The 22,025-nt window shown below is 67.5% G+C and carries 20 protein-coding genes; 7 read left to right on the plus strand and 13 right to left on the minus strand.

Annotated features, from left to right (window positions below; translation table 11 throughout):
• Positions 1-159: 159 nt before the first annotated feature.
• Entirely contained in the window at positions 160-2,424 is a 2,265-nt protein-coding gene (locus FG94_RS21060; RefSeq protein WP_051996973.1) for a family 1 glycosylhydrolase, read from the minus strand.
• Between the two features lie 235 nt (positions 2,425-2,659).
• Here FG94_RS21060 and FG94_RS21065 point away from each other — a divergent pair, with 235 nt between their 5' ends.
• A complete protein-coding gene (locus FG94_RS21065; RefSeq protein ID WP_229446017.1) occupies positions 2,660-2,899 on the plus strand; it encodes a hypothetical protein in 240 nt (79 codons plus the stop codon).
• Positions 2,900-2,901: 2 nt separating this feature from the next.
• Here the strand turns inward: FG94_RS21065 and FG94_RS21070 are convergent, their stop codons facing one another.
• Positions 2,902-4,359, minus strand: coding sequence for a class I adenylate-forming enzyme family protein (locus FG94_RS21070; RefSeq protein WP_036215806.1), 1,458 nt, complete (start codon positions 4,357-4,359; stop codon positions 2,902-2,904).
• Positions 4,360-4,470: 111 nt separating this feature from the next.
• Here FG94_RS21070 and FG94_RS21075 point away from each other — a divergent pair, with 111 nt between their 5' ends.
• The 5 genes from FG94_RS21075 to FG94_RS21095 are packed head-to-tail and all read left to right on the plus strand — an operon-like array spanning position 4,471 to position 11,219.
• The gene (locus FG94_RS21075) at positions 4,471-6,186 is read left to right on the plus strand and encodes an NADH-ubiquinone oxidoreductase-F iron-sulfur binding region domain-containing protein (protein WP_036215808.1); all 1,716 of its coding nucleotides are present in this window, start codon (positions 4,471-4,473) and stop codon (positions 6,184-6,186) included.
• Positions 6,183-8,984, plus strand: a complete 2,802-nt coding sequence (gene fdhF / locus FG94_RS21080; protein WP_036215810.1) for a formate dehydrogenase subunit alpha — start codon at positions 6,183-6,185, stop codon at positions 8,982-8,984. Before FG94_RS21075 ends, fdhF begins: the two co-directional genes overlap by 4 nt.
• The gene (locus FG94_RS21085; RefSeq protein WP_036215812.1) at positions 8,981-9,862 is read left to right on the plus strand and encodes a formate dehydrogenase accessory sulfurtransferase FdhD; all 882 of its coding nucleotides are present in this window, start codon (positions 8,981-8,983) and stop codon (positions 9,860-9,862) included. The genes fdhF and FG94_RS21085 overlap by 4 nt, the downstream gene beginning before the upstream one ends.
• A complete protein-coding gene (locus FG94_RS21090) occupies positions 9,862-10,569 on the plus strand; it encodes an ABC transporter permease (protein WP_027867778.1) in 708 nt (235 codons plus the stop codon). Before FG94_RS21085 ends, FG94_RS21090 begins: the two co-directional genes overlap by 1 nt.
• Entirely contained in the window at positions 10,566-11,219 is a 654-nt protein-coding gene (locus tag FG94_RS21095) for an ATP-binding cassette domain-containing protein (protein WP_036215814.1), read from the plus strand. The genes FG94_RS21090 and FG94_RS21095 overlap by 4 nt, the downstream gene beginning before the upstream one ends.
• Positions 11,220-11,251: 32 nt before the next feature.
• Here the strand turns inward: FG94_RS21095 and FG94_RS21100 are convergent, their stop codons facing one another.
• The 11 genes from FG94_RS21100 to FG94_RS21150 all read right to left on the minus strand — a co-directional run bounded on the left by FG94_RS21100 (position 11,252) and on the right by FG94_RS21150 (position 20,886).
• Entirely contained in the window at positions 11,252-11,890 is a 639-nt protein-coding gene (locus FG94_RS21100) for a DsbA family protein (protein ID WP_036215817.1), read from the minus strand.
• Between the two features lie 45 nt (positions 11,891-11,935).
• Entirely contained in the window at positions 11,936-12,856 is a 921-nt protein-coding gene (locus tag FG94_RS21105) for a CHAD domain-containing protein (protein WP_051996974.1), read from the minus strand.
• Between the two features lie 66 nt (positions 12,857-12,922).
• Positions 12,923-14,395, minus strand: a complete 1,473-nt coding sequence (gene rng, locus FG94_RS21110) for a ribonuclease G (RefSeq protein ID WP_036215819.1) — start codon at positions 14,393-14,395, stop codon at positions 12,923-12,925.
• Between the two features lie 95 nt (positions 14,396-14,490).
• Entirely contained in the window at positions 14,491-15,108 is a 618-nt protein-coding gene (locus FG94_RS21115) for a nucleoside triphosphate pyrophosphatase (RefSeq protein ID WP_036215821.1), read from the minus strand.
• A gap of 13 nt (positions 15,109-15,121) precedes the next feature.
• Positions 15,122-15,592: a 23S rRNA (pseudouridine(1915)-N(3))-methyltransferase RlmH gene (rlmH, locus tag FG94_RS21120; RefSeq protein WP_036215824.1), complete on the minus strand. Its 471-nt coding sequence runs from the start codon at positions 15,590-15,592 to the stop codon at positions 15,122-15,124.
• A gap of 7 nt (positions 15,593-15,599) precedes the next feature.
• A complete protein-coding gene (gene rsfS, locus FG94_RS21125) occupies positions 15,600-16,289 on the minus strand; it encodes a ribosome silencing factor (protein WP_036215826.1) in 690 nt (229 codons plus the stop codon).
• Positions 16,289-16,948: a nicotinate-nucleotide adenylyltransferase gene (locus tag FG94_RS21130; protein WP_036215828.1), complete on the minus strand. Its 660-nt coding sequence runs from the start codon at positions 16,946-16,948 to the stop codon at positions 16,289-16,291. Before FG94_RS21130 ends, rsfS begins: the two co-directional genes overlap by 1 nt.
• Positions 16,945-17,868, minus strand: a complete 924-nt coding sequence (gene hemF / locus FG94_RS21135) for an oxygen-dependent coproporphyrinogen oxidase (RefSeq protein ID WP_036215831.1) — start codon at positions 17,866-17,868, stop codon at positions 16,945-16,947. Before hemF ends, FG94_RS21130 begins: the two co-directional genes overlap by 4 nt.
• A 58-nt stretch (positions 17,869-17,926) precedes the next feature.
• Positions 17,927-19,192 (minus strand): phosphoribosylamine--glycine ligase, encoded by a 1,266-nt coding sequence (gene purD / locus FG94_RS21140; RefSeq protein ID WP_036215833.1) that lies wholly within the window; start codon positions 19,190-19,192, stop codon positions 17,927-17,929.
• Positions 19,193-19,271: 79 nt separating this feature from the next.
• Positions 19,272-19,997, minus strand: coding sequence for a YebC/PmpR family DNA-binding transcriptional regulator (locus FG94_RS21145; protein ID WP_036215836.1), 726 nt, complete (start codon positions 19,995-19,997; stop codon positions 19,272-19,274).
• 112 nt (positions 19,998-20,109) lie between these two features.
• On the minus strand, positions 20,110-20,886 hold the full coding sequence (locus FG94_RS21150) for a DUF2182 domain-containing protein (RefSeq protein WP_051996975.1): 777 nt from the start codon (positions 20,884-20,886) through the stop codon (positions 20,110-20,112).
• A 213-nt stretch (positions 20,887-21,099) separates the two neighbouring features.
• Between FG94_RS21150 and FG94_RS21155 the strand changes: the two genes are divergently transcribed.
• Positions 21,100-22,020: a DMT family transporter gene (locus FG94_RS21155; protein WP_036215839.1), complete on the plus strand. Its 921-nt coding sequence runs from the start codon at positions 21,100-21,102 to the stop codon at positions 22,018-22,020.
• Positions 22,021-22,025 lie beyond the last annotated feature (5 nt).

Consider the following 22,025-nt stretch of genomic DNA (forward strand, 5'->3'; position numbering starts at 1 on the left):
CGCATACAAAATTGGGTCCCGGCCTGCGCCGGGACGACGGTTTTCAGGCAGCAGGTCGAAACAGCGTTTGTGGCCTGCACCTTTAGCACGTCGTCCCGGCGAAGGCGGGAACAATGCCATGGGCATTGTTCCCCCCAAGTTGTTTTTGACGTTACAACCTCAGCTGGCGTAATGCGCCGCTTCCCCCGGCACTTCCGCATCGCGCCCATGCGCCCGGTCCTGCACCGCTTCCACATACCGGCGCAGCGCATCGTCCAGCGACGGCAGCATCATGGCCCGCTCGCTCGACAGGGCGCTGTATTCCGGCCGGCGCGCCAGGTGCCCGCAGGCCTCGCTCGACACCACTTCCAGCCTGGCGTGATCCACGCCCGCCGCCTCGCAGGCGCGCTTGGCCAGTTCGGCCCAGGTGAGCGCCTCGGCATTGGTCAGGTGCCAGACGCCGCGTTCGCGGTCGATCAGGAGGTCGAGCGAGACGTTGACCAGGTCCGGCACGTAGGTCGGCGAGACCACCATGTCGCCTGCGGCCTGGAAGGGCTGGCCGCTTTCCAACGCATTGAGCGCCTGCGTGACGAAGTTGTGCCGGTCCCAGGGCCCGAAGAAGGCGCTGGTGCGAATCACCAGGGCCTGCGGGTCGGCGTCCAGCACGCGCTGCTCGGCCTCCATCTTGCTGCGGCCGTACACGCCGAGCGGATTGAGGGCGTCCGACTCGACATAGGGCGCGCCTTTGGTGCCGTCGAAGACCAGGTCGGTGGAGAAGGTCATGAAGCGCAGCTGGTGGCGGATGCAGGCCAGTGCCAGGATCGTCGCGCCCAGCGTGTTCTCGCGCATGCAGCGTTCGGAATCGCCCTCGGCCTCGTCCACGCGCACGTAGCCGCCCGCATTGATGATCGCCCACGGCTTGTAGCGCAGGATCGCCGCCTCCACCGAAGCCGGGTCGGTGATGTCCATCTCCTGGCGCGTCAGCACGCGGTAGGCCAGATTGCGGTTCTCGCAGATGCGGGCATAGGCCGAGCCCAGGGTCCCGGTGGCGCCGGTGATCAGGATCGGCTGCACCACGCTCGACTTGAACTGGCTGCGGATCGCGATGTCGGCCACCGCGGTGCGGGTCGCCACCGGCTTGCAGAAGAAGCGGCCCGGGCGGCGCCACCAGCCTTCGCCCTGCAGCACCGGGTTGGTTAGCGGACGTCCGCTGGACAGTTCGCGCATCAGGGTGGCGACGGCGGTCGGGCGCGGTTCGCCGCCGCGCACGTCGAACGGGCCCGGTTCGTAGTAGCCGCGGCACTCGGTGACCAGGCAGTTCCAGTCGTAGGAGCCGAGGAGGGCCCAGACCGTCACCGCGCGCACGTCGGCGCCCTGTTGGCGTGCGCTGCGCGCCGCGTTCCAGATCTCGAGCAGCCAGCGCATCTGGTCTTCGCGGTTGGCGTCGATGTGCGCTTCGGTGATGGCGATCGGCAGGCCGTAGCGTTCCCAGGTTTCCATCAACAGCGGTCCGATGCCCGGCGTCGGCGTGGCCAGTGCGCGCGGCGTCTCGATGTCGGCGTGCGGGATGCCCCGGTAGACATGGCGCCGGTTCTCCGGATAGCGCTCCGGACGGTGGTCGAGCCAGCGTTCGCTGGTGGCATAATAGTTGACGCCGATGATGTCGGGCGGGCAGGGGTTGTCGCGGAACCAGAGCAGCTCTTCCTCGGTGGCGTTCGACTCCAGCAGGTAGTCCCATAGTGTGTGGTGCTGGTCGACCTTCCCGCACAGCAGGTCCCAGCCCAGCCAGCGGCGTTCGTTGAAGAAGCTGACCACTTCCTGCATCTCGGGCGTGCCGTAGGTCTTGGACAGGTCGTCGGTCGCGACCAGCTTGGCGTCCGGGTTGACTTCGCGGATCGCGCGCATCGCCAGCACGGTGGCGCGGCACTCGTTGATCAGGGCGCGGATGAAGGTGGATTCATCGCTGCCGTGCGGGTACCAGACGCCTGCCAGACCGGAAAAGCGCGCCGTGGTCAAAGGTTCGTTGACCGGGGTGTAGTACTCGGCCCAGGGGTAGCGACGGGCTACCGCGCCGGCGTACTCGGCGAGCTTTTCGGGGAAGGCGGGATCGACCAGGCTGGTGTCGCGTGGTCCGCTGCCATGGTGAAGGAGGCCGACGATGGGCGTGACGCCCAGCTGCTGCAGGGCCGGCAGGCGTTCGTCGGACCATGACCAGTCGGCGGACTCGATGCCATCGGGCGCGGTGCGCTCCCACAGCACCGGATAGCGGATGGCCTTGATGCCCAAGGAGGCAAAACGGTCGATGTCCTGCAGGCGCTCGGCGTGGCCGTTGCGCTCCATCTGGCTGAAGTAATTGTCGCGCACGCGGTTGACCGTGCATTCGAGCCCTCCCCAGAGCTCGAGATCAGGGGTGTGGTCCGGCTGGGAAACCATCGTTGTGTTCATGTTATGACCCGCTGTTTGTGAAGACAGCCTAAAGCCTAATGGCCGCATGCGACGAGTTGTGTGAACTAGCCCACATAAAAAGGACATTTCGGACCAGTCCTACATTTGTGCGCAAAATCCTCGTTTCGGTCGCTAACTTCTGCTAACTGGAAATTTCTATAAGTATGGAAACGTGGGGCGACCGGTGCGCCGCACAGGTCGCGGAGCGGCGACAATATGTCCCGACAAGGAGGGCATGATGTACATGGTGTACTGGACGATCGTCGAAGCCGACAAATGCACGCCGCACCAGAAGCTGTTCGAGACCACGGCCATGGTGGAGGCGATGCAGTACATGGAAGTGCTGCGCGCGCGCCAGCGCGAAGGGGAGGGCGTGCGCTTCATCACGATGTCGTCGGAGCATCCGGACCTGGTCGGCCATCCGGGCGTGGACGTGACGGGGCCGGACTACAACTGGAAAAAGCGGCGCCGTTGAGCTTATACGGTTAGCCGTCTCTTCAATATCTTGCCGCTCGGCGCTGCCGGCAGCGCATCCATGAACACGATGCGCGACGGCCGCTTGTAGGGCGCCAGGCGCGCGCGCAGCCAGTCCTGCAGCGCGGCCGCATCGACTTCCTCCGCTTTCTCCACGAAGGCCACCACCTCTTCCTCGCCGCCGGCAAGCGGCCGGCCGACCACCGCCGACTGCAGCACGGCCGGGTGGCTGTTGAGCGCCGTCTCCACTTCCAGTGGATAGACATTGAAACCCGAGCGGATGATGAGTTCCTTCAGGCGCCCGGCAATGAACAGCGCGCCGTCCTCGCCCCGGGTCGCGACGTCGCCGGTGGCCAGCCAGCCGCCGGGTCGCAGGGTGGCGCTGGTCTGCGCCGGATCACGGTAGTAGCCCGTCATCACGTTCGGCCCGCGCACCCACAGCTCGCCCGTCGCCGCGTCGATGCGCACTTCGACCCCGGGGATCGGATGGCCCACCGCGGTGTCGCCGCGCGGAGCGTCCAGGCGGGTCTGGGACACGGTCGGGCCGCTCTCGGTCAGGCCGTAGCCGTTGTGCAGGGGCAGCCCGAACACGCGTTCGACCTCGCGCTTGAGGGCCGGGTCCAGCGGCGAGCCGCCGGCGTAGCAGAAGCGCAGGCGCGACCGGACCGGTTCGCCCCCGGCGAGCGCCAGCAGGCGCGCATACATGGCCGGGACACCCTGCACGATGCTCAGCTCGCCGGCACGGATCTGCGCCAGCAGCGCCTCGGCGGAAAAACGCGGCATCAGGTGCAGGCAGGCGCCCGCGTACAGCGTGCCGAGCATGACCGAGCTGAGGCCATACACGTGCGAGATCGGCAGCACGCCGCTGGCATGGTCGGAAGGCTGCAGGCCGCGCAGCAGGCTCGAGGTGGCGGCGACGAACAGCAGGTTGGCATGGGTCAGCATGACGCCCTTGGGCTGGCCGGTGGTGCCGGTGGTATAGACCAGCGCCGCCACCTGGGCGCCGCCGGGAGATACCGGCTCCGGCAGGGCGGCGGGGTCGAGCGGCCCGGCCATCAGCTCGCCGCATGCCGCCGCGCCGTCGCACCTGGCATGGGCCAGCGCATCGTTCGATGCCGCCGTGGTGTAGAGCACCCGGCGCGGCGTGCTGTGGGCGCGGATCGCGGCCAGTTCGCCCCCGCTCAGGCGGGCATTGACGTTCACGCTCCAGGCGTCGAGGCTGGCGATGGCGAACAGCAGGGCCACCTGGGCCATGCAGTTCTCGCTCACCAGCATGACGCGGTCGCCGGGGCGTACGCCCAGCGCGCGCAGCAGGCCGGCGTAGCGATCCGTTTCGCGCTCCAGTTCGGCATAAGTCCACAGCTGTCCGCCTTCGGCGAGCGCCGGGGCTTGCGGTGACCGTGCGGCCTGGATGCGGACGATGTCGGAAATACGGGAGGGCAGGGCGGCTGGATCGATCATGGGCGGCTTTATACCTCTGTCGCGCACGCCAGGCAAGCGTTCCACCGTGCGCCGCCGGGTTTATACTCATTGCAACCGGCGACAGATCCGGACCACAACAGGGATGTCCACATGAACCACCCCATCATTCCGATCGCCCGCATTGGCGACAGCGGGGGCGCCAGCCGCCAGCGCAAGCGCGAGGCGCCCAAGGGCCGCCAGGTCGACCCGCAGGCCTTGAGCGAGGTGCAGGCGTTCCTTGGCGGCATGCCGCGCCGCCGCGACCTGCTCATCGAATGCCTGCACCTGCTGCAGGACGGCCTGAAGGCGCTGCCGGCCGCCCACCTGGCCGCGCTGGCGCAGGAGCTGCGCATGGCCCAGGCCGAGGTCTTCGAGGTCGCCACCTTCTATCACCACTTCGACGTGCTGCGCGAGGGCGAGGCTGCCCCGCCCGCATTGACGGTGCGCGTGTGCGACAGCCTGTCCTGCGCGATGGCGGGCTCGAACGAGTTGCTGGCGCGCCTGCCGGCGCTGCTCGGCGCCGAAGTACGCGTGCTCCCGACGCCCTGCATCGGCCGCTGCGAACAGGCGCCCGCGGCCGTGGTCGGCCAGCACCCGGTGCCGCAGGCGACGCTCGACGCGGTGCTGGGGAAGGTCGCCACGGGACAAGTGCGGCACCAACCCGAGCCCTGGCTGGCGTACCAGGACTATCGCGAAGCGGGCGGCTACCGCCTGCTGGCCGACTGCATGGCGGGCCGGCGCCAGGTCGACGATGTCCTCAGGGAGATGGAGGCCTCCGGCCTGCGCGGCCTGGGCGGCGCGGGCTTTCCGGCCGGGCGCAAGTGGCGCCTGGTGCGCGAGCAGCCCGGCCCGCGCCTGATGGCCGTGAACCTCGATGAAGGCGAGCCCGGCACCTTCAAGGACCGGTACTATCTCGAACGCGACCCGCACCGCTTCCTGGAGGGCATGCTGGTGGCGGCCTGGGCGGCCGGCGTCGAGGCGGTCTACATCTACCTGCGCGACGAATACCACGGCTGCCGCGCCATCCTCGACCATGAACTGAAGCGCCTGTTCGCGGCGCCGCCGGGCGAGGGACTGCCGCAGGTGCATGTGCGCCGCGGCGCCGGCGCCTACATCTGCGGCGAAGAGTCGGCGATGATCGAATCGATCGAAGGCAAGCGCGGCATGCCGCGCCTGCGTCCTCCCTACGTGGCCCAGCAGGGGCTGTTCGACCGGCCGACCCTGGTCCACAACTTCGAGACGCTGTACTGGGTGCGCGCCATCCTCGAGAACGGCGCGGCCTGGTTCGCGGGGCAAGGGCGCAACGGGCGGCAGGGGCTGCGCTCGTTCTCGGTCTCGGGGCGGGTGCGCGAGCCGGGCGTCAAGCTTGCCCCGGCCGGCATCACGGTACAGGAGCTGATCGACGAGTATTGCGGCGGTATGCTGGAAGGGCACCGCCTGTATGCCTACCTGCCGGGTGGTGCCTCGGGCGGCATCCTGCCGGCCTCGATGAATGCGATCCCGCTCGACTTCGACACCTTGCAAGCCTACGGCTGCTTCATCGGTTCGGCGGCGGTGATCGTGCTGTCGCAGCACGACAGCGCGGTGGCGGCGGCGCGCAATCTGCTGGCCTTCTTCAGACACGAGTCCTGCGGCCAGTGCACGCCCTGCCGCAGCGGCACCGCCAAGGCGCTGGCGCTGATGGACCAGCCACGCTGGGATACGCCATTGCTGGGCGAACTGTCGCAGGTGATGCGTGATGCCTCGATCTGCGGCCTGGGGCAGGCGGCGCCGAATCCCTTCGATTGCGTGATCCGCTACTTCCCGCATGAACTGGAGGGCGCATGAACGCCAGCATCCCCACCGTGCGCTTTGCGCTGAACGGCCGCGAGGTCGAGGCTCTGCCGCAGGAAACCCTGATCGAGGTCGCGGCGCGCGAAGGCGTCGATATACCGCGCCTGTGCTACAAGGAAGGCCTGGAGGCGGTCGGCAACTGCCGCTCCTGCATGGTCGAGATCGACGGCGAGCGCGTGCTCGCGCCTTCGTGCTGCCGCCATCCGAGCGCCGGCATGAAGGTCACGACCGACAGTCCGCGCGCACTGGCCGCCCAGAAGATGGTGCTCGAGCTCTTGTTGTCCGACATGCCCGAGGCCGAGTACACCCGCAGGAACGAAGTCGACCTGTGGGCGGAAAAGCTCGGCATCGAGAAGCCGCGTTTCACGCCAAGCCGCCGCCAGCCGCAGCGTGACGCGACCCATGCCGCCATCACCGTCAACCTGGACGCCTGCATCCAGTGCACGCGCTGCGTGCGCGCCTGCCGCGACGAGCAGGTCAACGATGTGATCGGCCTGGCCTTCCGCGGGCAAGAGACCAGGATCGTGTTCGACCAGGACGACCCTCTTGGCGCAAGCACCTGCGTGGCCTGCGGCGAATGCGTGCAGGCCTGCCCGACCGGCGCCCTGATGCCGGCGCGCGAAGTGGCCCTCGACATTCCCGACAAACAGGTCGATTCGGTCTGCCCCTACTGCGGCGTCGGCTGCCAGCTGACCTACAACGTGAAGGACAACAAGATCCTGTACGTGGAGGGGCGCAAGGGACCGGCCAACCTGGGCCGCCTGTGCGTCAAGGGGCGCTACGGCTTCGATTACGCGCACCATCCGCAGCGCCTGACCAGGCCCTTGATCCGCCGCGAAGGCGTGCCCAAGTCGGGCGACTTCACCATGGACCCGGAGCGCGTGCTGGAGGTGTTCCGCGAAGCGAGCTGGGAAGAAGCCCTGGCGCTTGCCGGCGGCAGGCTGGCCGGCATCCGCGACGCGCACGGTGGCGCGGCCCTGGCCGGCTTCGGCTCGGCCAAGGGCAGCAACGAGGAAGCCTATCTGTTCCAGAAGCTGGTGCGCACGGGCTTCGGGACCAACAACGTCGACCACTGCACCCGCCTGTGCCACGCCTCCTCGGTATCGGCCCTGCTGGAAGGGATCGGCTCGGGCGCGGTGTCGAACCCGGTGATGGACGTGACGCGCGCCGAGGTGATCGTCGTGATCGGCGCCAACCCGACCGTCAACCACCCGGTGGCCGCGACCTGGATCAAGAACGCGGTCAAGGCCGGGGCCAAGCTGATCGTGATGGATCCGCGCCGCTCCGAGCTGGCGCGCCACGCGCATCGCTACCTGCAGTTCGAGCCCGACACCGACGTCGCGCTGCTCAATGCGATGATGCACGTGATCGTCACCGAAAAACTGGTCGACCGGGACTTCATCGCCAGCCGCACCATCGGCTACGCCGAGCTGGAAGCCAATGTGGCCGAGTACAGCCCGGAGGCGATGGCGCCGATCTGCGGCATCGATGCCGACACCATCCGCTACGTGGCGCGCCTGTACGCCACCTCGCAGGGCTCGATGATCCTGTGGGGCATGGGCGTGTCGCAGCACGTGCACGGCACGGATAACGCACGCTGCCTGATCGCGCTGTCCTTGATGACCGGCCAGATCGGCCGTCCCGGCACCGGCCTGCATCCGCTGCGCGGCCAGAACAACGTGCAGGGGGCGTCCGACGCCGGCCTGATTCCGATGATGCTGCCAGACTACCAGCGCGTGGACAACCCGGCGGCGCGTGCGCGCTTCGAGCAGGCCTGGGGCGCCACCCTCGACCCGAAGCCGGGCCTGACCGTGGTCGAGATCATGGACGCCATCGATGCCGGGCAGATCCGCGGCATGTACATCATGGGCGAGAACCCGGCCATGTCCGACCCCGACGCCAACCATGCGCGCGCCGCGCTGGCTGCGCTCGAGCACCTGGTGGTGCAGGACATCTTCCTGACCGAGACGGCCTACCTGGCGGACGTGATCCTGCCGGCATCCGCCTTCCCGGAAAAGACCGGCACCTTCACCAATACCGATCGCTTGGTCCAGCTGGGCCGCCAGGCGATCGACCCGCCGGGCGAGGCGAAACAGGACCTGTGGATCATCCAGCAGATGGCGAAGCGCCTTGGCTTGAACTGGAACTATGGCCACGTGTCGGAAGTGTTCGACGAGATGCGTCACACCATGGCCAGCATCGGCGGCATCACCTGGGAGCGCCTGGAGCAGGAAGGCGCGGTGGTCTATCCCTGCATGAACGAGGGCGACGTGGGCCAGCCGGTGGTGTTCACCGAATTGTTCCCGCGCGAAGGCGGCAGGGCGCGGTTCGTTCCGGCCGACATCATCCCGGCCGACGAGCGGCCCGATAGCGACTACCCGATGGTCCTGATCACGGGCCGCCAGCTCGAGCACTGGCATACCGGCAGCATGACGCGGCGCGCCACGGTGCTCGATGCGATCGAGCCCGATCCGGTGGCGCTGGTCCATCCGCTCGATCTGGAACGAATGGGCATCCAGCCGGGCCAGCCCGTCACGATCGCTTCGCGCCGCGGCGAAGTGGTGCTGTACGCACGGGCCGACGACAGTTCGCCGGTGGGCGCGATCTTCGTGCCCTTCTGTTATTACGAAGCGGCGATCAACCGCCTGACCAATGCAGCGCTCGATCCTTTCGGAAAGATTCCGGAGTTCAAGTATTGCGCCATCAAGTTGACGCCCGGCGGCGAAGTCGCGCCGCAGGGAAGCTACGGTGGCGGCCAAATATTGGCGGGCATGGCACAATTGGCAACATGAACTGCCCTGACTTGCCCCCTTATCGTCCTGTCCTGTCCGAGGCGCACGCCTGCCTGACGCAGGAGGTCACGGCCGTGGACGAACGCGGCCGTCCCTCCAGCATCCACATTCCCGCCGAGCGCCCGCTCACCGTGTACGTGGACAAGCGCGAGATCGTCACCCTGATGACCCTGGGCGGCGCGCCCGAAGCCCTGACCCTGGGCTACCTGCGCAACCAGCGCCTGGTACGCACGCTCGAGGACATCGTCTCGATCCAGGTCGACTGGTCGGTCGATGCGGTGGCGGTCGTGACCCGAAGCGGCATTCTCGATATCGAGGAGCGCACGGCGAAGAAAGTCGTCACCACCGGTTGCGGGCAGGGCTCGGTGTTCGGCGGGCTGATGGACGAGGTCGACCAGATCACGCTGCCCGAGGATGCGCGCCTGCCGCAGTCGGTTGTCTACCGCATCGTCGAGCTGATTCGCACCCAGCAGTCGGTCTACAAGCAGGCCGGCTCGGTGCACGGCTGCGCGCTGTTCTCGCACGATGGGGAATTGCTGTACTTCGTCGAAGACGTCGGCCGCCACAACGCGGTGGACGCCATCGCCGGCCTGATGTGGCTCGACGGCCTGGAGGGTGGGGACAAGGTGTTCTACACCACCGGGCGCCTGACCTCCGAGATGGTGATCAAGGGCGCCCAGATGGGCATTCCCTTCCTGCTATCGCGCTCCGGCACTACCCAGATGGGCCACATGGTGGCGGAACGGGTCGGCATGTCGCTGCTGGCGCGCTGCTCGGGCAAGCATTTCCTGCTGCTGGCCGGGCACGAGCGCCTGGTGTTCGAGCCGGAGCTGCTCGAGCCGCTCAACGCACCATTCCACGCGCCAAAGCACGCCTGATGTCCCTGCTGGACGCAACGATGCACGCCTTCGCGCTGCTGTTCAGCGGCGACGAGGCGCTATGGCGCATCGTCTGGGTCTCGCTCAAGACCAGCATCCTCGGGCTGCTGCTGGCGGCCCCGCCGGCGGTCTTCCTCGGCTACGTCATCGCCATGCACCGCTTTCCGGGACGGCGCATCGCCATCTGGCTGGCCCAGGCCGCGCTGTCGCTGCCCACCGTCCTGATCGGCCTGCTGCTCTACCTGCTGTTGTCGCGGCGCGGCCCGATGGGCGGTCTCGAATGGCTGTTCACCCAGGAAGGCGTAATCCTCGGCCAGATGGTGATCGGGCTGCCGGTGCTGCTGGCGTTTACTCTGGCGGCGGTGCAGGCGGCCGACCCGCGCTATGCCGAGACGGCGATCGCCCATGGCGCTTCCCGCTGGCGCGTCATGGTCACGGTGCTGCACGAGGCGCGCTACGGCGTGATGGCGGCCGTCATCAGCGGCTTCGGCCGCGTGATCTCGGAAGTCGGCTGCGCCCTGATGGTAGGCGGGAACATCGAAGGGCAGACGCGTACCATCACCACCGCCATCGCGCTGGAAACCAGCAAGGGCGAGTTCGCGCAAGGGATCGCGCTGGGCATCGTGCTGGTCTCGCTGGCACTCCTGATGAACGGCGCGCTGGTGCTGCTGCAGGGCGAAGCCCACACGGCGGGAGGACGCCGGTGAACCCGCTGCTGACCCTGCACGGCCTGCGCAAGCGCCATGGCGAGCGCACGCTGTTCGAGATCGAGCAGCTGGCCATCGAGGCGGGCACGGCCTACGTGCTGACCGGCGTGAACGGGGCCGGCAAGTCGACGCTGCTGCGCATGCTCGCCGGCCTGGAGCGCGTTGACGCCTGCACGGTCGACTTCGACGGCCGCAGCATGCCGCTGCATCCTTATCCGCAAGCGTTGCGGCGCGCCATCGTGTTCGTGCACCAGCACCCGATCATGTTCTCGACCAGCGTCGCCCACAACATCGCCTACGGCCTGCTGGCGCGCGGCGAGAGCCGGCGCAGCGTGGCGCCCAGGGTCGAGGACGCGATGGCCTGGGCCGGCGTGGCGCACCTGCGCGACACCGATCCCGCACGCCTGTCCGGCGGCGAGAAGCAGCGCGTGGCCCTGGCGCGGGCGCGGGTGCTGCAGCCGCGCCTGCTGCTGCTCGACGAACCCACGGCCAACCTCGACGGCCCGGCGCGCGAGCAGGTCATCGAGCTGATCCCCACCTTGCTCGAGCAGGGCAGCAGCGTGGTGATGGCCTGCCACGACCGCGATCTGATCGGGCTGCCGGGCATCCGCCGCCTGAAGCTGCGCGACGGTCGCCTCGAATACCGCTGACACGGGCGCGGGTCCCGGTCCCTGTGCGGCAGCTAGCCGGCCGATTCGCCCAGCACCTGCCTGAGCGCCGATTCCATCGTCTCGTAGGGCGCGGCGCCGCGCACGCCAAAAGCCTGTTCCCAGCCGGCGCCTGCCGGGCGGAACACCATGATCGGCACGCCGGCGACGCCGAGCGAATGAGCCAGCTGCTGGTCCGCGTGCACTGCGGCGGTATGGCGGCCGCTCTCCAGCGCTTCGAGAAGGCCCTGCCGCTCGACACCGCTTTCGGCGCCAATGTCGGCCAGCACGGCAACATCGCCGATGTCGCGGCCGTCCTCGAAGAAGGCGCGGAACAGGGCCTCGTGCATGGCATCGAAGCGGCCTTGCTCGCGGGCATGGGCGACAGCTTCGAAGGCCAGGCGGCTGCGCGGCTGCACCGGCGGCAGCTTGAGCGTCATGCCGCGCTCGGCCGCCATCGGATACACCGAACGGTTCCAGGTCGTGTGCAGGTATTCGCCGTCCGGGTCGAGCGTGGGCTTGGGATCCGGGCGCAGCTCGAAGGCGCGCCAGACCACCTCGACTTGCCCTTGGTACTGCTCCTGCAGGCGCCGGATCGGCGGCAGTTCGAGGTAGCAGAAGGGGCAGACGTAGTCGCTCCAGACGTCGATGCGGATGGGGGCAGGTGGGTTCATGGACCCATGCTACACCGCGGCCGCTTGGTGCCGCGCGCGGCATGCCTACGCGAGCTTCAGGCGCGCGACCTTGTCGAGCGCCTCGCGCAGGCCGTGGGCAGCGGCTGATGCGGTTCCGCCAACCCAGCCGCGCGCATACGCGCCGTCGTGCGCGTGTCCATGGTTTTCGAGCTCGGGCAGCAGGCGGCTTGCCACCGCCAGGTCGTTCAGGTGGCCAAGCCGGTCCTGCACGCTGGAGAGGCACTTGATATAGCGCTTGACCTCTTTTTTCGGCAGCAGGTCACGGAAAAATTCGGCCGCATAGCGCGCCTTCTTGGCGGCGATGCGCACCCGGTGCCGGGCCGGTGCATCGTTTTCATCGAGCGCTCCTATGCGCTTGCGCAGGCGCTTCTGCGCCTTGCGGACGAGCGGCACCAGGCCGTCCAGGGCCGGCCGTGCCAGCGGGTCGTCCTGCGGCAGGCCGGCGCCAGGGCGCCACTGGCGGCCGTGCAGCCAGTCGTTCATCTGCAGCATCAGCTGGGTATAACGCTCCGAATGCAGGGTGGGCAGCAGGTTCTTGTGCAGAGCGCGCGCATGTTCCTGCGCGGCCGCCTGCAGGGCGTGGGTAGCGATGCCGTTGATCGTCGGGAGCGTGGTGCCGGCCAGTACGTCCCAGTCGCGCGTGGCGCCCAGTTCGCTCGCCAGCCAGTCGAGTTCTTCCCGGAGTTCGGGCGGCAGCGGCGCCAGTTCGCGGAACATGCCGAGCAGGGCGCGCAGGCGGCGCAGGCCGACGCGCATCTGGTGCAGGCTCTCGCCGTCCTGCGCCAGCACGCCGGAGACGTTGGCCTCGATCTGCGCCATGCAGTTCAGGCCGATGCATTGCAGCGCGTCTTCCATGCGCATCTTGCGCTTCAGGCGCACCCGCGCGGCCTTCACCGGCGCCGGGGCCTCGTCTTTTACCAGTTTTACTGTGGGTTCGGTGTTCATCGGGTGCCCTGATGTGCTCATGTGGAGTACATCATACCCGCCTCGGGTTTGGTAGCCGCCCGATTGTTACATCAGGATCACGTCGTATTGTTCCTGGTGGTAACCCTTTTCCACCTGTAAGGAAATGCGCTTGCCGATGAAGTCGCCCAGCATGGCCAGGTGCTGCGACTCCTCTTCCAGGAACAGGTCGACCACTTCCTGCGAGGCGACGATGCGGAACTCGCGCGGGTTGAACTGCTTGGCTTCGCGCAGCAGCTCGCGCAGGATCTCGTAGCAGATCGTGCGCGAGGTTTTCACTTGCCCCTTCCCGCTGCAGGCCGGGCAGGGCTCGCACAGGATGTGGGCCAGCGATTCGCGCGTGCGCTTGCGGGTCATCTCGACCAGGCCGAGGGCCGAGAAGCCGCTCACCGAGACCTTGGTGCGGTCGCGCGCCAGGGTCTTCTTGAGTTCCGCGAGCACGGCGTTGCGGTGCTCGTTGTTCTCCATGTCGATGAAGTCGAGGATGATGATGCCGCCCAGGTTGCGCAGGCGCAGCTGGCGCGCGATGGCGTGGGCCGCTTCCAGGTTGGTCTTGAAGATGGTGTCGGCGAAGTTGCGCCCGCCGACGTAGCCGCCGGTGTTGACGTCGATGGTGGTCATCGCCTCGGTCTGGTCGACGATCAGGTAGCCGCCGCTCTTCAGATCGACGCGGCGGCCCAGCGCGCGCAGGATTTCTTCTTCGACGCCGTAGAGGTCGAACAGCGGACGCTCGCCGGTGTAATGGGTGAGGCGCGACAGCACGCTCGGCGTATAGACCTGCGCGAATTCGACCAGCATGTTGTAGTTCTCGCGCGAATCCACCTGGATGGTCGCGGTCTCGTCGTGCACGAAGTCGCGCAGCACGCGCTGGGCCAGGTTCAGGTCCTGGTAGAGCAGGGAAGTCGGCGGCCGGGTGCGCGCGCCCTGCTGAACCGCGGCCCAGGTCTTGCGCAGGTAGTCGACATCGGCCGCCAGGTCGGCGTCCGAGGCTTCCTCTGCCTGGGTGCGCACGATGTAGCCGCCCTTTTCTTCCTTCGGGAGCAGGCTGGACAAGCGGGTGCGCAGGTGTTCGCGGTCGGCTTCCTTCTCGATCTTCTGCGAGATGCCGATGTGATGGTCCTGCGGCAGGTAGACCAGCATGCGGCCGGCGATCGAGATCTGGGTCGACAGGCGCGCGCCCTTGGTGCCGATCGGGTCCTTGATGACCTGCACGGTCAGCACCTGGCCGTCGAACAGCAGCTTTTCGATCGGCGTGGGCGCGGCCAGGGCGCCGTTGGGGCCTTCGTGGTTGCGCGCTTCCCAGATGTCGGCGACGTGCAGGAAGGCCGCGCGTTCCAGGCCGATGTCGATGAAGGCCGACTGCATGCCCGGCAGCACGCGCACGACCTTGCCGAGATAGACATTCCCCGCCAACCCGCGCGTGAGGGTGCGCTCGATGTGCAGTTCCTGCACAGCGCCCTGCAGGATCAGCGCCACGCGCGTTTCCTGCGGGGTGATGTTGATGAGGATGTCTTCGTTCATGGCCGGCCGTGCAGTATTGTTCAGAGCGACATCATACACGGGCGGCGTAATTCATAGGCAGGCGGTTCGCCGCCGGCCCACGGATAAGCGGACGGTCAGACGTTGTAGCCGGCTTTGCGCAGAAGCTGGGCCGTCTCGAAGATCGGCAGGCCCATGATCCCCGAATGGCTGCCTTCGATGTGCTCGACGAACAGCGCGGCCAGGCCCTGGATGCCGTAGCCGCCCGCCTTGTCGTAGGGTTCGGTCGTGGCGCAGTAGGCGCGGATCTGCGCCGGGCTCAAGGCGGCGAAGCGCACGTTCGACACCTGGGTGACCTGTTCCGCCACGCGCTCGGCATGGACCGCCACCGAGGTCAGCACCTGGTGGGTGCGGCCGGACAGGCGCTCGAGCATGGCCACGGCTTCCTTGTTGTCGGCCGGCTTGCCGAGGATCTCGCCGTCGATGGTGACGGTGGTGTCGGCGGTCAGGATGGGACGCAGCGGCTGGCGGCGCATCTGCAGCATGTTCCAGGCGAAGGCGCCTTTCTCCTTGGCGACGCGCGCCACGTAGGCGTGCGGGTCTTCGCCCGGCAGCACGTCTTCGCTGACGTCCACGCCGCGCGCCGGGTCGCTGCGCAGCATCAGCAGCTCGAATTCCACGCCGACCTGGCGCAGCAGCTCGCGCCTGCGCGGGCTCTTCGAGGCGAGGTAGATTTTCTTGTCGGTGGGTTTCATGGATGGCGCGCAATCACACGCGATGGTACGGGTGGTTCTGGGTGATGGACCAGGCACGGTACAACTGTTCCGCCAGCATGACGCGCACGATTCCGTGCGGCAGCGTCATGCTGGAGATGCGGATCATGCCTTCGGCGCGCGCCTTCAGTTCGGGATCGAGCCCGTCGGCGCCGCCGATCAGGAAGGCGGTATCGCGTCCGTCCTGCTGCCAGTTCTCCAGCATCCGGGACAGGCCGACGCTGGTCAGGTCCTTGCCGCGCTCGTCCAGTGCGATGATGCGCACGCCTTTCGGCAGGACGGCCTCGATGCGCTCGCGCTCGAGCGCCATCGCGGTGGCGGCGGTCTTGCTGCCCGAGCGCTCGACCGGCTTGATTTCCTTGAGCACGATGCGCAGCTCGGGCGGCATGCGCTTCGTGTATTCGCCGAACCCGGATTCGATCCAGGCCGGCATCTTGTGCCCGACCGCGGCAATGATCAGCTGCATAAAAGGCTTACTCGGCGGCCTTCTTCACGCGGCGGATCACTTTTTTCACCGGCTCTGCATCGGCAGGGGCTGCGGCCTTCGGGGTACGCTTCGGCGGCTTGGCCTTGGTGGCTTCGACGGCGGCGACTTCGCTCTTGCTCGGTGCGACCTTCACGGTCTTGCCGGTCGGGACCTTCTTGGCGGCCGGCTTCTTGGCGGCGGTGGTCTTGGCGGCGGTCTTGGCGGCAGCCTTGCGCGCGGCCGGGCTGCGCTCGTTGACCGGCTTGGCTTCCGGCTCGTCCTTGTTGGCGGCCAGGTGCTTCGACTTCGGTTTCGATTCGGCTGCTTCGGCCGCTTCCGGCGTCGACTTGCGCTTGGCCGCGCCCAGCTTGACCGGCTTCTCGCCCCAGATTTCTTCCAGGCGGTAGTACTGGCGGATGGCCGGCTGCATGATGTGGACGATCATGTCGCCCAGGTCGACCAGCACCCATTCGCCGGTGTCCTCGCCTTCCATGCCGACCACGTCGCCGCCTGCTGCCTTGACCTTGTCGCGTACCGAAGCGGCCAGCGCCTTGGTCTGGCGGTTCGAGGTGCCCGAGACGACCGCGATGCGGTCGAACAGGCTGGTCAGGTGCGTCGTGTCGAACAGGACGATCTCCTGGCCCTTGACGTCTTCGAGGGCGTCAACGACGAGGGTTTGCAGTTTCTTGATATCCATTAGCTTTTATATAAGTTATGTTGTTGAATATAGTCTAGCACTTGCGGCGGAACCAGCGCGCCAAGGTCGGTGCCTCGGTCCGCGCCGGTCCGCAAGGTGTTTCGGACTTGGGTGGCGGAAATATCAACCGCCAAAGTGTGAGCCAGGCAAACCTTGCCATGCGGCGTGGCGCGCACTTCCGCGGGTGTCGCCAGCCGCCCCGCGAGTGCCGACGCCACGCCAGGGGGCAGCTTGTCCTGGTCCAGTTCATAGCCCGGGCGTGCCGCCACGCCCAGGTTCGCGAGCGTGAACAATTCCTTCCAGTCGCGCCAGGTGTCGAGCTTCTGCAGCTGGTCGGCGCCCATCAGGAAGACGATCGAGGCGTCCTCGCCGAGTTCGGCGCGCAGCCCGCGCAGGGTCTCGACCGTGTAGGTGGCGCTGCCGCGTTCGATTTCCTGCAGGTCGATGGTGACGGCGAACGCCTGGCCGCCGAAAGCCAGTTCGAGCATCTCGATGCGCTGGGAATCGCTGGCCTGCAGGGCGCTCTTCTGCCACGGCCGCGCAGGCAGGATGCGCAGCTGGTCCGGCTGAAGGAGTTCGGCAAACAGCGCGGCCAGCGCGACGTGGCCGTGGTGTACCGGGTCGAAGCTGCCACCCAGCAGGGCAATGCATTGACTCACGAATGTGGTCCCGCTGCCAGCCAGTCCCGGTGGACGAGGAAGTCGGTATACAAGGCCGCTTCCGGGCTGCCCGGTTCCGGGTGCCAGTCGTAGCGCCATTTCACGATCGGCGGCATCGACATCAGGATCGCCTCGGTGCGGCCGCCCGACTGCAGGCCGAACAGCGTGCCGCGGTCCCACACCAGGTTGAACTCGACATAGCGTCCGCGGCGGTAGGCCTGGAAGTCGCGTTCGCGCTCGCCGTAGGGCGTGTCCTTGCGCGCCTGCAGGATCGGCAGGTAGGCATCGAGGAAACCGTCGCCGACCTTGCGCACCATCGCGAACGCATCATCGAAACCGGTCTCGTTGAAGTCGTCGAAGAAGATGCCGCCCACGCCGCGCGGCTCCTTGCGGTGCTTCAGGTAGAAGTACTCGTCGCACCACTTCTTGAAGCGCGGGTGCAGGTCGGCGCCATAGGGCGCCAGCGCGTCGTGGCAGACCTGGTGGAAGTGGCGCGCATCGTCCTGGTTGCCGTAGTAGGGCGTCAGGTCCATGCCGCCGCCGAACCACCAGACCGGGTCTTTGCCCTCAAGCGTGGCTTCGAAGAAGCGCACGTTCATGTGCACGGTCGGGGCGTAGGGGTTGCGCGGGTGCAGCACCAGCGACACGCCCATCGCTTCCCAGGCCCGGCCTGCCAGTTCCGGACGCGCGGCCATGGCCGAGGGCGGCAGGCTGGCGCCGGTGACGTGCGAGAAGTTGCAGCCGCCGCGCTCGAACACATTGCCTTCTTCGATCAGGCGCGAGATGCCGCCGCCGCCTTCCGGGCGCTCCCAGGTATCGACCAGGAAGGGTTTGCCGTCGATGTCTTCCAGGGCGCCGACGATACGGGACTGGAGGTCGAGCAGCCAGGTCTTGATGGCGGACGGGTCGGGGATGGTCATGCGTTCAGGGTGGGCGGCGAAAAATGGGCAGATTGTACACCTGCCCCCGGCGCTGGTCTTATTTCAGGCCGCGCCAGCCGATGTCGCGACGGTATTGCGCGCCGTTGAAGTGAATCTTCTCCACCGTCTCGTAGGCCTGCTTCTGCGCCATCTTGACGCTGTCACCCAGGCCGACCACGCATAGCACGCGTCCGCCGCTGGTCTGCAGGCTGCCGGCCACCAGCTGGGTACCGGCATGGAAGGTGACGCATTCCGGGGTTTCGGCCGGGATACCGTCGATGACGTCGCCCTTGCGCGGGCTGTCCGGATAGCCCGCGGCGGCCATCACGACACCCACTGCGGTGCGGCGGTCCCATTCCAGCTCGACCGCATCCAGGCTGCCGTTGCAGGCGTGGTCCAGCACGGTGGCGAAATCGCTCTTCAGGCGCGCCATGATCGGCTGCGTCTCCGGGTCGCCCATGCGGCAGTTGAATTCCAGCGTGCGCGGGTTGCCTTCGGCGTCGATCATCAGGCCGGCGTACAGGAAGCCGGTGAAGACGATGCCGTCCTTGGCCATGCCCTGGATGGTCGGGTTGATGATCTCGCGCATCACGCGCGCGTGCATCGACGGGGTCACGATCGGGGCGGGGGAATAGGCGCCCATGCCGCCGGTGTTCGGGCCTTCGTCGGCGTCCTTCAGGCGCTTGTGGTCCTGGCTGGTCGCCAGCGGCAGCACGTTCTTGCCGTCGCACATGACGATGAAGCTGGCTTCCTCGCCGGCCAGGAATTCCTCGATCACGATGCGGGCGCCGGCGTCGCCGAAGGCGTTATCGGACAGCATGTGGTCGACCGCGGCGTGCGCTTCGTCCAGGGTCATCGCCACCACCACGCCCTTGCCGGCCGCCAGGCCGTCGGCCTTGATGACGATCGGGGCGCCGTTGGCGTCGACGTAGGCGTGCGCCTGGGCCGCATCCGAGAAGCTCTGGTATTTCGCGGTCGGGATGCCGTGGCGCTGCATGAAGGCCTTGGCGAAGTCCTTCGAGCTTTCCAGCTGCGCCGCTTCTTTCGTCGGTCCGAAGATCTTCAGGCCGCGGGTGCGGAACAGGTTGACGATGCCGGCGGCCAGCGGCGCTTCCGGGCCGACCAGGGTCAGGGCGATGCCTTCGGCCACGACGAAGTCGGCCAGGGCCGCAGGATCGGTGATCTCGACGGTCACCAGGCGTGCGTCGAGGGCGGTGCCGCCGTTGCCCGGGGCGACGAAGACGGTCTGGACACGCTCCGATTGGGCCAGTTTCCAGGACAGGGCGTGTTCACGGCCGCCAGAGCCGACTACGAGGATTTTCATACGGGCGCGTTCCTACTTGGTTGCTACGGGGGATCCGGCTGGCGCGCCAGCCGGTTTTCGACAGTTTGACGGCTGCTGCTTACTCGTCGATGACAGCGTTGGTGTAGACATCCTGGACGTCGTCCAGGTTTTCCAGCGCGTCGAGGATTTTCTGCATCTTGACGGCGTCTTCGCCGGTCAGCACGGTCTCGTTGTCCGGCTTCATGATGACTTCCGAGACCTCGGCCTTGAAGCCGGCCTTTTCCAGCGCTTCCTTCACGCCGGCGTAGGCGAACGGGTCGCACAGCACTTCGAAGCCGCCTTCCTCGTCCTGCATCACGTCGTCGGCGCCGGCTTCGAGTGCGGCTTCCATCAGCTTGTCCTCGTCCACGCCCGGCGCGAACTGGAACTGGCCGACGTGCTTGAACATGAATGCGACCGAACCCTCGGTGCCCATGTTGCCGCCGTACTTGTTGAAGGCGTGGCGCACTTCGGCCACGGTACGCACGCGGTTGTCGGTCAGGCAGTCGACAATGATCGCGGCGCCGCCGATGCCGTAGCCTTCGTAGCGGATCTCCTCGTAGTTGACGCCTTCGAGTTCGCCGGCGCCGCGCTGGATCGCGCGGGTGACGTTATCCTTCGGCATGTTGGCGTCGGCCGCCTTCTCGACCGCCAGGCGCAGGCGCGGATTCGAGTTGACGTCGCTGCCGCCCATGCGCGCGGCCACGGTGATCTCCTTGATCAGGCGCGTCCAGATCTTGCCGCGCTTGGCGTCGGTAGCGGCTTTCTTATGCTTGATGTTGGCCCATTTGCTGTGTCCAGCCATTTCCAAAGTTCCTTAGACGGTAAGGGAACCTGCGGGGTTCCTGTATGCAAGAGTGGCCGACATTTTAGCATAGGCCCCCCTTGCAAAATCGCCCAGGCTGGTGAGCAAACTGTCATGGAAACAACAGCCAGGTGCCGCCGGCCACCATCGCCGCCCCGGCCACGCAGCCGGCCAGCGGGCCTTCCTCGAGCCGCAGTTCGGCCAGCACCAGCAGCCCCGCCGCCGCGACCAGGGCGGGATTGCCCGGACCGCCGCCCAGCAGCAGGAGGACCAGCAGCCAGCAGCAGCCGAGGCAGGTGCGCCCGTGTTCCGCGCCCTGCCACAACGCGCCCAGCGCGCCGCTGCGCCAGTCGACCAGCACGCCCGCCAGCGGCACCCGGCAGTGCTGCAGGCAGGCGTGCTTGGCGGGGGGCCACTGCCAGGCCCCGGCGGCGACCAGCGCCAGGCCCAGGGCCGGCTGGGGCGTCCCCAAGCTGGCGTCGAGCCAGCCGGCGTCGTGCAGGGCCCAGTGCAGCAGGGTGAGCAGCGCCGCGAAACCGGTCCAGGCCAGCAGGCAGCCGGTGGCGAACAGGGCGGTTGCCAGGCGCGGCCAGCGCACGCCTGCGCGACGGCGCGCGACGCGCAGGTAGACGAACAGCGCGCCCGCTGCGGCCGGCAGCATCAGGGCCACGCACAGGCCGGTCCACATCGCGAACAGCAGCATCAGTTCGGCGGCGCGCAGCGGCGCCGGCGGGGGCAGGGCGGGGGCGCCGGCCAGGGAAAGGGGCAGGGGCAAGGCCCCGCCCTGGAAGACGAACGGGGCGAGGCTGGCGCAGGCGAGCAGGACCATCCAGGCCAGGCCGAGCGCAACCGGGCGCCCGAGGCGTTCATCGATGCCGGACAGGCTCATTGGCGGCTCCCGCGCTGGGCAGGCAAGGTGGCTGCGTGCACGAAGCTTGCGTCCGGTCGGTGCCGGCCCCTGCGATGGTTTGACGAGTTCGTCATTCGGTCTCTCCTCGATATGGTTGATGTGCGCTGTTCGACAGCGCCGCAGCGGCCGCGTTCTTGGGCGCTGTCCGCCCCGCCTCCAGCGAACCCGGCCGAAGCCTCGTACAATCGTCGGATGAACGAAAGCGTCCCCGCCAACCCTGCTGCTCCTTTACCACGCGCCGCCCTCGTCGCCGGCCTGTCGATCGCCGTCGCAGGCGCCGTCCTGTTTTCCACGAAGGCTATCGTGGCCAAACTGCTGTATCGCTACCACATCGATGCAGTCACTTTGATCGCGTTCAGAATGCTGTTCTCGCTTCCGGTATTTGCCGCCGTTGCGCTCTGGAAGATGCGGACCCAGCCGCCGCTGTCGAAGCAGGACCGCTGGCGCATCGTCGTGCTGGGACTGCTCGGCTACTACCTGTCGAGCTACCTCGACTTCCTCGGCCTGCAGTACATCTCGGTGGGGCTCGAGCGCCTGATCCTGTTCCTGACCCCGACCTTCGTGCTGCTGGCGAACGTGATGATCTTCAAGCGACGCGTCAAGGGGGCGGAATGGGCGGCGCTGGGACTGGCCTATTGCGGCATCGTGCTGGTGTTCGTGCACGACCTTGCCGGCGGTTCGGGCAGCACCATCCTTGGCTCGCTGCTGGTGCTGGGCTCGGCGATCTCGTATGCCGTCTACCTGCTCGGCACCGGCGAGATGGTCAGGCGGATCGGCTCGCTGCGCCTGGTGGCCTACGCGATGTGCGTGTCGAGTGCGGCCTGCATCGCCCAGTTCTTCCTGCTGCGCCCGGCGAGCATGCTGGTGCAGCCGGCGGAGGTTTACTGGCTCTCGCTGGTGAATGGGGTATTCTGTACGATCTTCCCCGTGTTCATGACCATGGCCGCGGTCCAGCGCATCGGCGCCGCGACCGCCTCGCAGGCCGGGATGATCGGTCCGGTATCGACGCTATTCCTCGGCGCGCTGATCCTCGGCGAGCCGGTAACCGGCGTCCAGCTGGCCGGCACCGGTCTCGTGCTGGTGGGGATCTATTCTCTCTCGCTGAAAAAATGACGACA

It is taken from the genome of Massilia sp. LC238 (assembly GCF_000735635.1).
Taxonomy (GTDB): Bacteria; Pseudomonadota; Gammaproteobacteria; order Burkholderiales; family Burkholderiaceae_D; genus Telluria; species Telluria varians.